The following is a 13196-nucleotide window of genomic DNA, read 5'->3' as shown; positions in this document are numbered from 1 at the left end:
CTTCGACGAGGCTAGACATATGCCCCGCGCACCAACAAAAAAGCCCCTGAATTCTCTACGAATTCAGGGGCTTGCATTCTTGGCGGACAGAGGGGGATTCGAACCCCCGATACGCTTTTGACGTATACACGCTTTCCAGGCGTGCGCCTTCAACCACTCGGCCACCTGTCCTACTGCATTTTCGAGCACTATTTCGGCGCCGCAGAAAATGCGAATCTGCGATTCTAGCAGAAGCCGCGCGCCCACAGCAAGCGGGCAAAGAAAAAGGGACGCACTACCCGCGTCCCTTCCCCTGCCTGCGCCTTACTTCGACGCGGGCGGGTCCTGCTCCCGGTAGGAGCTGATCGTGCCGTCCGGTTCGGTTTCTTCCAGCCGGACGCGGAATCCCCACAGGCGGGCAAGATGCTTCATGACCTGTTCGGCATCCTCGCCCGCCAGCGGCCGGCCGCGGCTTTTCAGGTGACGCAGCACCAGCGAGCGGTCGGTGTCGCGGTTGAAGCGGACGACCTGGATGTCCGGCACCTGGTTGTCGCGGTTGTGCTGCGCGGCGAGCAGGCGGCGGATGTCGCGGTAGCCTTCGTCGTCGTGGATCGCGGCCACTTCGAGCTTTGGGTTGGCCTGGTGGTCCGAGATGGCGAAGAAGCGGAACTCGCGGATGAGGCGCGGGGACAGGTACTGCGAGATGAAGGATTCGTCCTTGAAGTTGCGCATGGCGAAGTCCAGCGTCTTCAGCCAATCCCCGCCCGCGATGTCCGGGAACCACTTCTGGTCTTCCGGCGTGGGGGCCTCGCAGATGCGGCGGATGTCGGACATCATCGCGAAACCCAGCGCGTAGGGGTTGATGCCGCCATAGCCGCGTTCGTCAAAGCCGCGCTGGCTGACGACGTTGGTGTGGCTTTGCAGGAACTCCATCATGAAGCCGTCGTTCACCAGGCCTTTTTCATGCAGGCGGTTCAGGATGGTGTAGTGCCAGAACGTGGCCCAGCCTTCGTTCATGACCTTGGTCTGGGTCTGCGGGTAGAAATACTGCGCGACCTTGCGGACGATGCGCACCAGTTCCTTCTGCCACGGCGCAAGCTTGGGCGAGTACTTTTCGATGAAGTACAGCAGGTTCTCTTCGGGCTCCGGCGGAAACACCGACGCCTCGGTGCGCGTGTCCTTGTCCGCTTCCATCCGGGGGAGCGTGCGCCACAGGTCGTTGTATTGCAGGCGCGCATGCTCCTCGCGCTCGGCCTGGCGCGCGGCCTCTTCCTTGTACGAGACCGGCGCGGGACGCTTGTAGCGGTCCACGCCGTGATGCGACAGCGCATGGCAGGAATCCAGCAGCGCTTCCACGGCATCGATGCCGTAACGGTCTTCGCAGGCCATCACGTACTTGCGCGCGAACACCAGGTAGTCCAGCACGCCATCGGCGTCGGTCCACTGCCGGAAGAGGTAATTGCCCTTGAAGAACGAGTTGTGCCCGTAGCAGGCATGCGCAATCACCAGCGCCTGCATCGCCATGGAGTTCTCTTCCATGAGATAGGCGATGCAAGGATTGGAGTTGATGACGATTTCGTAGGCCAGCCCCTGCATGCCGCGGCGGTAGAACTGCTCGTTGCGGATGAATTCCTTGCCGTAGGACCAGTGCGGATAGCCAATGGGCAGGCCGGCCGACGCGTAGGCGTCCAGCATCTGCTCCGAGGTGATCACCTCGATCTGATTCGGATAGGTGTCCAGCCCGTATTCGCGCGCGATCTGGGAGATCGCATCGTCATAGGACTGGATCAGTTCGAACGTCCATTCGGACCCCTGGGAGATCGGCCGGGCGCTGCCGGCCGATTCCGGCTCTACGAGAGCACCCATGTTGGAATTCATGCGGCCTCCTTCTTGAACAGGTCGTGGAACACGGGGAAGATCTCGCCGCGATCGCAGATGCGCCGCATGACGAAATGCGGCTCCAGCTTCTGTTCATATTCCGCCCACAGGCTGCTCTTGCGCGCCTCCTGCGAGTCGGGGATTTCAATATAGGCAAAGTAGCGCGTGGACGGCAGCAGGTGCTCGGCCAGAAAGCGCGCGCTCTTGCCCGCGTCGGCGCCGAACGAGTCGCCGTCGCTGGCCTGGGCCGCGTACACGTTCCACGCGGCCGGCGGATACCGCTTTTCCAGGATCTCGCGCATCAACTCCAGCGCGGACAGCACAATGGTGCCACCGCTCTTGGGGTCGTAGAAGAAGGTGTGCTCGTCCACTTCCTCGGCGTTGTCGGTATGGCGGATGAAGACCAGGTCCACGTGTTCGTACTTGCGCGACAGGAACAGGTACAGCAGCGTGAAGAAGCGCTTGGCCAGGTCTTTCTTGCCCTCGTCCATGGAGCCGGACACGTCCATCAGGCAGAACATGACCGCGCGCGCCATGGGGATGGCCACCGATACCCGGTTGCGATAGCGCAGGTCCAGGTCATCCAGGAACGGGACGCGGGCGAGCCGCTCGCGGCAATCCTCGACTTCCTGCTCGAGCTCCTGGATCCGGGCAGCGGACGCCCCCGCCGCCCGGGCCTCTTGCAGGGCGTGTTCGGCGTCTTCCAGGTCGGCCCGCGCCTTCACGCTGAGCGACACCCGCCGCGCCAGGGACGACTTGAGCGTGCGGCTGATGCTCAGCGTGCTGGGCGACCCGGTCGTGGTGTAGCCGGCGCGCTGCCACTTCTTCTGGCTGACTTCGCCAAGCTGGTTGCGCGCCAGGTGAGGCAATTCCAGATCCTCGAAAAAGAGGTTCAGGAATTCGGCCCGCGACAGGCTGAAGGTGAACTGATCCACCGATTCGCCCTCTCCGGGTTCGGACCCGCCATCGCCCTGCCCGCCCTGCGGCCGGTCGAAGGTGTCGCCCTTGGCGAACTCGCGGTTGCCGGGATGCACCATCTCGCGGTCGCCGCCCGCGCCGTGCCGGAAGGTCGGCTCGGAGATATCGCGGGCAGGCAGGTTGATTTCACCGCCTTGATCCATGTCCTGGATCGAGCGGTCACGGATCATCCCGTGCACCGCCTTGCGGATCTGGTCCTTGTAACGCCGTAAAAAGCGTTCCCGGTTAACGGCGCTTTTGTTGCGGCCGTTAAGACGCCGATCGATCAGTGAATTCATGATTCACCTCGCTCAGGATGACTTCCTCACACGGAGATACCACTCGCACAGCAGCCTGACCTGCTTTTCCGTGTAGCCCTTCTCCACCATCCGGTCGACGAAGCTCTGGTGTTTCGACTTGTCCTCGGCCGAGGCCTTGGCGTTGAACGAAATCACCGGCAGCAGGTCTTCCGTGTTCGAGAACATCTTCTTCTCGATCACTTCGCGCAGCTTTTCATAGCTGGTCCAGTTGGGATTGCGCCCGTTGTTGTTGGCGCGCGCCCGCAACACGAAGTTCACGATCTCGTTGCGGAAGTCCTTGGGGTTGGCGATGCCCGCCGGCTTCTCGATCTTTTCCAGCTCGTCGTTCAGCGCGCTGCGGTCGAAGCTTTCGCCGGTTTCGGGATCGCGGAATTCCTCGTCCTGGATCCAGCAGTCGGCAAACGTCACGTAGCGGTCGAAGATGTTCTGGCCGTATTCGGAGTAGGACTCCAGGTAGGCCGTCTGGATTTCCTTGCCGATGAATTCCGCGTAGCGCGGCGCAAGGAAGCCCTTGATGAACTCCAGGTAGCGCCGGCGGATTTCGTCGGGATAGTCTTCGCGGCCGATCCGTTGCTCCAGCACGTACATCAGGTGCACGGGGTTGGCGGCCACTTCCGTCTGGTCGTAGTTGAAGACGCTGGACAGGATCTTGTACGCGAAGCGCGTCGAGACCCCGGTCATGCCTTCATCGGTGCCGGCGTAATCCTTGTATTCCTGCAGCGCCTTGGCCTTGGGGTCGACGTCCTTCAGGCTTTCGCCGTCGTAGACCCGCAGCTTGGAGTAGATGCTGGAATTCTCGGGTTCCTTCAGGCGCGTCAGCACCGAGAACTGCGCCATCATGTCCAGCGTTCCGGGCGCGCACGGCGCTTCGGACAGCGAGCTGTGATGCAGCAGCTTCTCGTAGATGCGGACCTCTTCGGACACCTGCAGGCAGTAAGGCACCTTGACGATATAGATACGGTCAAGGAACGCTTCGTTGTGCTTGTTGTTGCGGAAGGTCTGCCATTCCGACTCGTTGGAGTGGGCCAGGATCGTGCCGTTGAACGGGATGGCCGAGAAGCCTTCCGTGCCCTTGAAGTTGCCTTCCTGGGTGGCCGTCAGCAGCGGATGCAGCATCTTGATCGGGGCCTTGAACATTTCCACGAACTCGAGCAGGCCCTGGTTGGCCAGGCACAGGCCGCCGGAATAGCTGTAGGCGTCCGGGTCGTCCTGCGAATGGCGGTCGAGCTTGCGGATGTCGACCTTGCCGACCAGCGAGGAGATGTCCTGGTTGTTCTCGTCGCCCGGTTCCGTCTTGGCGATGGCGATCTGGCGCAGCACGGAAGGATTCAGGCGCACGACGCGGAACTTGGAGATGTCGCCGTCGAATTCCTTGAGCCGCTTGACGGCCCACGGCGACATGATGCCGGTCAGGTAGCGCCGAGGAATGCCGTATTCCTTTTCGAGCATGTCGCCGAACCGTTCGGGATGGAACAGCCCGAGCGGCGATTCGTTCACCGGCGATCCTTTCAAGGCATAGATCGGAAACTTCTCCATCAGCGCCTTGAGCCGCTCCGCAATGGAGGACTTGCCGCCCCCGACCGGTCCGAGCAGATACAGGATCTGCTTGCGTTCTTCCAGCCCCTGAGCGGCGTGCTTGAAGAACGCGACGATCTGTCCGATCACGTCCTCCATGCCGTAGAACTCCTGGAACGCGGGATAGCGCCGGATGGTCCGGTTGGAAAACAAACGGGAAAGACGTGGGTCGTTGCGCGTATCCACGATCTCAGGTTCGCCGATCGCGGCCAGCATGCGCTCAGCGGGGCTGGCGTAGGCCATGGGATCGCGCTTGGCGAGGTTCAGATACTCTTCGAGCGAGAGCTCTGATTCCTGCTCTCTTGCATACTGCGACTTGAAGCCTTCGACGATGTTTTGCACGGAAACCTCCTACAACACGCGAAAAATTCAATACGTCCCTACATGCCCATTGTGCCTCAGCGCCTGCGCTTTCCTAGACAATCTTGCGACAAGCATTTTCAGCGGGTTTTTATGTTGCTTTCGCCACACATCAACCATAAGCAGGATCGGACCCTTTCTGTTTAGGCTGCCGCCTACGGATACAAGTTCCGCCAGGATTGCAACCAACGTGAGCAAGTTCACTCGTTCGTCTTCAGCATAAGGCCGCATATAGCGTGCCTGACGCAGCCGCACATGAAATGGTCGGCAATGAAACGACGAAATGAGCGATATCCGGTGGATTCTTATGGGCCGGGAACAAACCCGGCTACGCCCGCCATGCGATCGCGGCGGACGGCCTGAACGGCGCTTTGCGTCTTCGTTCAGTAGCGTGCCTGTCGGTGATGAACTGCGCCGATCGCGGCACGGGAATCCGTGGTGACGAGGGCGCGCGGCGGCTGTGCGGTGGTCCGTGAGCGCGTAGCGCCAAGTCATGCGCCTATGCTAAGCCCAATTGACCGTTTTGTGGCAATTCATTTGCGCGCTCGCGTTTCAACGCAGCGCCGCGCACCAGCGCGGATGGCGTGCGCGCGGCTGCGGTTGGCGCACATCATGTATGCGCCACGAACCGCGCGCGACGCGTAGATGCAGGCTGCACGCGGCTTGCAAAGCATTGGCAGCCGTACTTGTGGAGTGCTAACAGCCCTCTTGGCAACGCGCACGGGCGATGTAGCAAGACGGCATGCGCATGAAGAATTAATTCATGTGCGTGAAGCAGCGCGCGCAATGCAGGCGGCGCGCCGCAACCGAACCGCTAAGACAGCGCAGGCAGCGCGACGCTATCCATCAACTGGCGCCACGTGCCGGCCACGCGCGCGCGCACGCACAAATCAGCGCCCACGCGCGCGATATCGGTAAATTCGTAGCGTCGCGCGGCGTCCAGGTGTTCGAGCATCGGCAGGCGCACCATGCCCGCCGCGTCGCCCAGCAGCACCGGCGCCAGGTACAACAGCAGTTCGTCCACGCACCCGGCGGACACCAGCGCGCCGCTCAGGCCCGCACCGGCCTCGACGTGCACCTCGTTGAACTGTTCCTGGGCCATCCAGCGCATCATCGCGGGCAGGTCGACCCGGCCAGGCTCCACGCCCGGCAGGCAGACCACCCGCGCGTTCCTGTCCGCCAGGCGCGCGGCCTTTGCGGCATCCTCGCGGGCGGTGAACACGATGACGGGCCCGCCATCGAACAGCCGGGCGGTCTCGGGGATCTCGAAACGGCCGTCCACCACGGCCTTGCGCGGCTGCCGCGGCGTATCGAGGTCGCGCACGTTCAGCCGGGGATCGTCCTTCAGGACGGTGCCCATGCCGGTCAGGACGACGCAACTGCGCGCCCGCCAGCGGTGGCCGTCGGCCCGGGCCTCGGGGCCGGTGATCCATTGCGACATGCCGTTATGCAGCGCGCTGCGGCCGTCCAGCGACGCGGCCATCTTCATCCACACCCAAGGCAGCCCGCGGCTCATGCGTGAGATGAATCCGGCATTCACGGCAAGCGCCTCTTCGCGGCAGATTCCCGTCGTCACCCCGATTCCGGCGTCGCGCAGGCGCGCCAGACCCTGTCCGTTGACCAGCGGATTCGGGTCTCCCATGGCGACCACCACGCGCGCCGGCCGCGCCGCCAGCACCGCGTCCACGCAGGGCGGGGTGCGGCCGAAATGGCTGCAGGGCTCCAGGGTGACGTACAGCGTGGAACCGGCAACCGATTCGCCGCGCGCCTGCGCGTCGCGCAGCGCGCAGATTTCGGCGTGCGGACCGCCCGGCGGCTGGGTCGCGCCTTCACCAAGCACGCGGCCGTCACGCACGATGACGCAGCCGACCCGGGGGTTGGGGGCCGTGGTGGCCATGACGGTCTGCGCCAGCGCCAGGGCGCGCCGCATCCAGTAGAGGTCGTCGGTGTCGGGGGAAATGTCCATGCCAGGGATTGTATGTCCGCGGTGCGCGCCCCCGGTCATTGGGGACGCACGAGCCGGCGTGGCGGCATGGCGATGTCCGTTTTGGGCCGCCAGCCGTCTTGGATCGCGCTCGCGCCGGCGCGGGATCGGAGTAAAAATAGCGCCATACCCCTTGAAAACCTAGGCCAGGAGGCCCGGAAATGAAACAGGCATTGATCGTCATCGACGTACAGGAATCCTTCCGTCACCGTCCGTTTTGGGACGCATCCGAGTATCCGGCCTTTGTTTCGCAAATCCAGTCCCTGATCGATGGGGCTGCCGCGCAGGATATGCCGGTGCTGCAGGTGTTCCATATCAGCCCGTCCGACGATCCCGCCAATCCGTTTTCCCTGGCGTCCGGCCACGTCAGGACGCTTCAGGAATTGCGGATTTCGCCCTCGGCCGTGTTCCACAAAACGGTCCATTCCGCGCTGTACGCCAAGGACGAAGCCGGCGCCTCGCTGCACGACTGGCTGGTCAAGCACGGGATCGAAGGCGTCATCGTGGCTGGCATCCGCACCGAACAGTGCTGCGAAACCACCTCGCGCCATGCCAGCGACGCCGGTTTCAAGGTGACGTTCCCCACCGACGCCACGCTGACCTTCGCCATGCAAAGCCCGTCCGGCAGGCACTACACGCCGGCCGAGATCCGCGACCGGACCGAGTTGGTCCTGCAAGGCCGCTTCGCCCGCATCGTGCGCGCCGCCGACGCGCTGGCGGCATAGCTGCCGGGCGGGAGGCGCAGATGATCCCGGTGCATTTCGTGGTGCCGCGCGGCATCGTCCTGCTGGACCTGGCCGGGCCGGCCGAGGCGTTCCGCGTCGCCAACAAGCTGTGTCCGGGCACGTTCGAACAGCATTTCTGCGGACCCTCGCGCGACATCGAGAGCGGCATTCCGGGCCTGCACCTGGCGCACGTTCAGGCCCTGCCCGCCCGCCTGCCCCGCAACGCGCTGGTGATTCTTTCCGGCGTGGTGGGCAAGCACACGCGGCTGGACGACGACGACGCACGCGCCATCGTGGACTGGCTGGCCGTGCGCCACCCCGCGGACGGGTTCACCCTGATGACGGTCTGCGCGGGCGCGCTGTTCGCCGCGGCCGCCGGCCTGACGCGGCAGCGCGAATGCACCACGCACCACACCTGCCTGGCACAGCTGGCCGCCATCGACCCGACCGCGCGCGTGCTGGACAACCGCATCTTCGTCGAGGACGGCAACCTGGTCAGCAGCGCGGGCATCACGGCCGGCATCGACCTGGCGCTGCACATGGTGGCCCGCCATTGCGGCCCGCGCGTCGCCAGCGAGGCGGCGCGCGACATGGTCGTCTACCAGCGTCGCGCCGGTTCCGATTCGGCGCTGTCGCCCTGGCTGGACCATCGCAGCCATATGCATCCCGGCGTCCACCGGGTCCAGGACGCGGTCATCCGCGACCCCGCCGCGCCGTGGTCGGCCCGGACCCTGGCGGACCAGGCGCACACCAGCCCCCGCCACCTGACCCGCCTGTTCCGCGAGCACGCGGGCTGCACGCCCATGGACTACCTGTATCAGATCCGAGTCGCGCTGGCGCGCGACCTGCTGCGCGACACCCGGCTGGACCTGGAGCGCGTGGCGGAGAAATCGGGATTCGGCTCGGCGCAGCACATGCGCCGCGTGTGGCGCAAATTCCAGCCGCTGACGCCCGGCTCGATGCGCGGGGCGGCGCTGCAATAACCGCCGCGCGGGGCGCTGTTGCGATCGGCGCCCCGCCGCGCTATTCCTTGCGCAGCTTGCCCGGCAGCAGCGGGCCCTGCATCTCGCGGATGGCCTCGACGAATTCGCCGATGTCTTCGAAGCTTTTGTAGACCGAGGCAAACCGCACGTAGGCGACCTTGTCGAGCTTGCGCAATTCGTTCATGACGAGCTCGCCGATATGCTCGGACGGGACTTCGCGCTGGCCGCTGGCAAGCAGTTGCTCTTCGATCCGCGCGACGGCCGCATCCACGTCCTCGGTGCTGACCGGGCGCTTGCGCAGCGCGAGGCTCAGGCTGGCGCGCAGCTTCACGGGATCGTATTCGCTGCGGCTGCCGTTGCGCTTGACGATCGAAGGCATGGCAAGCTCCACCCGCTCGTAGGTGGTGAACCGCTTGTCACAGGACAGGCAGCGGCGACGGCGGCGGATGGCGTCGCCCTCTTCCGAGACCCGGCTGTCGACGACCTGCGTTTCGGCATGGCCACAAAATGGACACCGCATGTGTGATCCCTAAAGACGCTGGTGGCGCTGGCGGCGCTGGAAGCGCTGGAAGCGCCGGAGGCAATAATTGAGCATATTGTAACGATGGGGCCAGGCAAAGCGCCCGGATGGACGATTTTGTCACTGCGGACGCGTCGCCCCCGCCCCAAAAAACCAAGGGACGGCGCCTTGCGGGGCCGTCCCTCTTGTTTCCTTCTACCGGGATGCGCGAGCGCCGCCCGCGCCCGCGGATTACTTCTTGCCGTACACCGGCAGGCGCGAGGTCAGTTCATTGACCTTGGCGCGCACGGCAGCGATGTTGGCCTCGTCGCGCGGGTTGTCCAGCACGTCGGCGATCAGGTTGGCGGTCAGCTCGGCATCGGCTTCGGTGAAGCCGCGGGTGGTCATGGCCGGCGTGCCCAGGCGGATGCCGCTGGTCACGAAGGGCTTTTCCGGATCGTTCGGGATGGCGTTCTTGTTGACCGTGATGTGGGCCTGGCCCAGCACGGCTTCCGCTTCCTTGCCCGTGATGCCCTTGGAACGCAGGTCCACCAGCATGACGTGGCTTTCGGTACGGCCGGAGACGATGCGCAGGCCGCGCTTGACCAGCGTGTCGGCCAGCACCTTGGCGTTCTTGACGACTTGCTGCGCGTAGTCCTTGAACTCGGGTTCCAGCGCTTCCTTGAACGCCACGGCCTTGCCGGCGATGACGTGCATCAGCGGACCGCCCTGGATGCCGGGGAAGATCGCCGAATTGATGATCTTCTCGTGTTCGGCCTTCATCATGATGACGCCGCCGCGCGGGCCGCGCAGCGACTTGTGCGTGGTCGAGGTGACGAAATCGGCGTGCGGAACCGGGTTGGGGTAGGCGCCGCCGGCGACCAAGCCCGCGTAGTGGGCGATGTCGACCATGAACAGCGCGCCGTTTTCACGGGCGATGCGCGCCATGCGCTCGAAGTCGATGTGCAGGGCATAGGCCGACGCGCCCGCCACGATCAGCTTGGGCTTGTGTTCCTTGGCCAGCTGCTCGACCTGGTCGTAGTTCAGGACTTCGTTTTCGTCCAGGCCGTACGAGATGAAGTTGTACAGCTTGCCCGAAGCGTTGACCGACGCGCCGTGCGTCAGGTGACCGCCTTCGGCCAGGCTCATGCCCAGCACGGTGTCGCCCGGCTTGAGGACGGCCATGTACACACCCTGGTTCGCCTGCGAACCCGAGTTGGGCTGCACGTTGGCGGCTTCGGCGCCGAAGATCTGCTTCAGGCGGTCGATGGCCAACTGTTCGACCACGTCCACGTATTCGCAACCCCCGTAGTAGCGCTTGCCCGGGTAGCCTTCGGCGTACTTGTTCGTGAGCTGCGTGCCCTGGGCTTCCATGACGGCCGGGCTGGCGTAGTTCTCCGAAGCGATCAGCTCGATGTGCTGTTCCTGGCGCTGGTCTTCCTTCTGGATGGCGGCCCAAACGTCCGGGTCAGCCTTGGACAAGGTGAGGTTGCGGTCAAACATGACGGGGGTTTCCTGAGGCGGTATGAAATGAGAAAACGGCGTCGGGTGGGTAAACCCGGAGATTGCTGTGTAGTTTACCCCGTCGCGCGGAATCAATTGCCGCCAAAATTGCGGGATCTTGGCCAAATTGCCCCGGACGGGCGCGAAAACCACGCCATCCCGGCGGGCCCGGAAACGCCCCTCATGACGACTTGAGAAAGTTTCATGCAAAGGCCCCTGCGGCGCCTTCTGCGGATCGCGCCCGTCACCGGAAATGAAAAAGGGCCGCACCAGGCGGCCCTGCGTACATGCCTGTCGACGTCAGGCCGACGTGGCCCCGATTTGCTTGGGCGCCAGCCGGGGATTGAGCGTATAGGTGCCCGTCAGCGACGCCTGCGCCAGCACGTGCTTCTGGATGGCGCGCAGCGCGTCTTCGCCGGTGAAGGAACCCTGCAGATTCAGGCTGGGCACGTCCAGCGCATACAGCGTGAAGATGTAGCGATGGACCAGGGCGTCGTTCCAGGGCGGGCATGGGCCGTCATAGCCGAAATACTCGCCGCTCATGTCGTGGTCGTTGGCGAACCATGATGAATAGGAGTTGATGCCCTGCCGCGCGTCCATGGGCGCCAGGGGGCCGCCCTTGCCGCGCGGGGTGATGCCGTTGGAGAACGCGCCTTCGTCGATCTCGCGCAGGTCGGCGGGCAGGTCCACCAGCACCCAGTGGAAGAAATCGACGCGGGGCAGGTCGGCAGGCACTTCGCGGCCTTCCTGGTTGACGTCGTCGGGGCGCGAAGGCACGTCGGGATCATGGCAGAGCAAGGCAAACGACTGCGTGCCTTCCGGAACGTTGTCCCAGGAAAACTGCGGATTGAAGTTGTCTGCCAGCGCGACGTGCGATTGCGCATCGATCCTGCCGAATGCATAGCGCTCGGGAATCGACTCGTGATCGGAAAATGACAAACTCGAAAGTTCCATGTCGTGCTCCTATAAGTGCCGCAAAGGGCGCCCAGGCCCTGTGTGTACCTTCAGCGTATCAAAACTTCGCTATTACGGGTTCAACTTAACACGCGCGAACTTGCGCTTGCCCACCTGAACGACGTAAGTCCCGGCCGGCAATTGCAACGATTTGTCTTCCACGCGATCGCCATTGACGCGGACCCCGCCCTGCTCCACGTTGCGCTGGGCCTCCGAGCCGGACGCGACAAGGCCGGCCTCGCGCAGCAGTTTGAGGATGCCCACCGGCGCGCCGCCGAGGTTGACTTCGGGGATGTCCTCGGGGATGGCGCCATCCCGGAAACGCGCCTCGAACGAGGCCAGCGCATCGTCCGCCGCCTTGGCGGAATGAAAGCGCGCAATGATCTCCTGCGCCAGCATGACCTTCGCATCGCGCGGATTGCGGCCGCCGTCGATTTCCTGCTTGAGCGCGGCGATGTCCTCCAGCGAGCGGAAGGACAACAGTTCGAAGTAACGCCACATCAGCGTGTCGGAAATCGACATGAGCTTGCCGAACATGGAATCAGGCGACTCCGAAATGCCGATGTAGTTGCCCTTGGACTTGGACATTTTCTCTACGCCGTCCGTGCCGACGAGCAGCGGCATCGTCAGGATGCACTGCGGCTCCTGTCCATATTCTTTTTGCAGTTCCCGGCCCACCAACAGGTTGAACTTCTGATCGGTGCCCCCCAGCTCCAGATCGGACTTCAGCGCGACCGAGTCATAGCCCTGCATCAGCGGATACAGGAATTCATGCACCGAAATGGGGATGCCGCCCTTGAACCGCTTGGTGAAGTCCTCGCGCTCCATCATGCGGGCCACCGTGTAGCGGGAGGCGAGCTGGATCAGCCCGCGAGCGCCCAGGGGATCGCACCACTCGGAGTTGTAACGGATCTCGGTGCGGGCCGGATCCAGCACCAGGCTGGCCTGCGCGTAATAGGTCTTGGCGTTTTCTTCGATCTGCTCGCGCGTGAGCGGCGGGCGCGTGCTGTTGCGGCCACTGGGGTCGCCGATGGTGGAGGTGAAATCGCCGATCAGGAAGATGACGTTGTGCCCCAGGTCCTGGAGCTGGCGCATCTTGTTCAGCACCACCGTGTGTCCCAGGTGGATGTCCGGCGCGGTGGGGTCCAGCCCGAGCTTGATGCGCAGGGGCACGCCCGTGGCGCGGCTCTTGGCCAGCTTGCGCGCAAACTCGGACTCGACCAGCAGTTCATCGCAGCCGCGCTTGGCTGTACGCAGATCGGCTTCGACTTCAGGAGTGATGGGGGCTTCGGTGGGTGACATGACAGGGGGACCAATGCGGCTTCAGCCGACAAAAAGGTGTAAAAAGTGACGAAAACTATCGAAAATTCTAGCCGAATCGGCTAGGATACCGGCCTAATCATACGCAACTGTCATATATACGCAGTTGCGTTCGCTCTACCATCTATTGTTCACAAGATGCGCATCCGCGCCAGCCCT

General features: G+C 63.9%; 10 protein-coding genes and 1 tRNA gene. 2 read left to right on the top strand and 9 right to left on the bottom strand.

The window, feature by feature from the left end; genetic code table 11:
• Window positions 1-80 precede the first annotated feature (80 nt).
• The 5 genes from BXA00_RS12455 to ribD form a co-directional block, all read right to left on the bottom strand.
• A tRNA-Ser gene (locus tag BXA00_RS12455) sits at window positions 81-171 on the bottom strand.
• Between the two features lie 132 nt (window positions 172-303).
• A complete protein-coding gene (locus BXA00_RS12450; protein ID WP_172805873.1) occupies window positions 304-1857 on the bottom strand; it encodes a SpoVR family protein in 1554 nt (517 codons plus the stop codon).
• Window positions 1854-3113, bottom strand: a complete 1260-nt coding sequence (locus BXA00_RS12445) for a YeaH/YhbH family protein (RefSeq protein ID WP_076518778.1) — start codon at window positions 3111-3113, stop codon at window positions 1854-1856. Before BXA00_RS12445 ends, BXA00_RS12450 begins: the two co-directional genes overlap by 4 nt.
• A gap of 12 nt (window positions 3114-3125) precedes the next feature.
• Window positions 3126-5042 carry a PrkA family serine protein kinase gene (locus tag BXA00_RS12440; RefSeq protein ID WP_369825613.1) on the bottom strand — a complete coding sequence of 639 codons (1917 nt, stop codon included), beginning with the start codon at window positions 5040-5042 and terminating at the stop codon, window positions 3126-3128.
• An 841-nt stretch (window positions 5043-5883) separates the two neighbouring features.
• Complete coding sequence (gene ribD, locus BXA00_RS12435; RefSeq protein ID WP_076518776.1) at window positions 5884-7035, bottom strand: bifunctional diaminohydroxyphosphoribosylaminopyrimidine deaminase/5-amino-6-(5-phosphoribosylamino)uracil reductase RibD; 1152 nt, start codon at window positions 7033-7035, stop codon at window positions 5884-5886.
• Between the two features lie 179 nt (window positions 7036-7214).
• Between ribD and BXA00_RS12430 the strand changes: the two genes are divergently transcribed.
• Window positions 7215-7778 carry a cysteine hydrolase family protein gene (locus tag BXA00_RS12430; RefSeq protein ID WP_076518775.1) on the top strand — a complete coding sequence of 188 codons (564 nt, stop codon included), beginning with the start codon at window positions 7215-7217 and terminating at the stop codon, window positions 7776-7778.
• Window positions 7779-7798: 20 nt separating this feature from the next.
• Complete coding sequence (locus tag BXA00_RS12425) at window positions 7799-8761, top strand: GlxA family transcriptional regulator (protein WP_076518774.1); 963 nt, start codon at window positions 7799-7801, stop codon at window positions 8759-8761.
• Window positions 8762-8801: 40 nt separating this feature from the next.
• On the opposite strand, the gene nrdR is transcribed toward BXA00_RS12425, so the two are convergent.
• The 4 genes from nrdR to tyrS all read right to left on the bottom strand — a co-directional run bounded on the left by nrdR (window position 8802) and on the right by tyrS (window position 13019).
• Entirely contained in the window at window positions 8802-9281 is a 480-nt protein-coding gene (nrdR, locus tag BXA00_RS12420; RefSeq protein ID WP_076518773.1) for a transcriptional regulator NrdR, read from the bottom strand.
• Between the two features lie 231 nt (window positions 9282-9512).
• Window positions 9513-10763 (bottom strand): serine hydroxymethyltransferase, encoded by a 1251-nt coding sequence (gene glyA, locus BXA00_RS12415; RefSeq protein ID WP_076518772.1) that lies wholly within the window; start codon window positions 10761-10763, stop codon window positions 9513-9515.
• 300 nt (window positions 10764-11063) lie between these two features.
• Window positions 11064-11717 (bottom strand): YbhB/YbcL family Raf kinase inhibitor-like protein, encoded by a 654-nt coding sequence (locus BXA00_RS12410; protein ID WP_076518771.1) that lies wholly within the window; start codon window positions 11715-11717, stop codon window positions 11064-11066.
• A gap of 72 nt (window positions 11718-11789) precedes the next feature.
• The gene (gene tyrS, locus BXA00_RS12405) at window positions 11790-13019 is read right to left on the bottom strand and encodes a tyrosine--tRNA ligase (protein WP_076518770.1); all 1230 of its coding nucleotides are present in this window, start codon (window positions 13017-13019) and stop codon (window positions 11790-11792) included.
• Window positions 13020-13196 lie beyond the last annotated feature (177 nt).

It is taken from the genome of Achromobacter sp. MFA1 R4, assembly GCF_900156745.1.
Lineage (GTDB): Bacteria > Pseudomonadota > Gammaproteobacteria > Burkholderiales > Burkholderiaceae_B > Achromobacter.
Note: the sequence above shows the minus strand (reverse complement) of the source record. Positions and strands in the feature narration are given on the sequence as shown.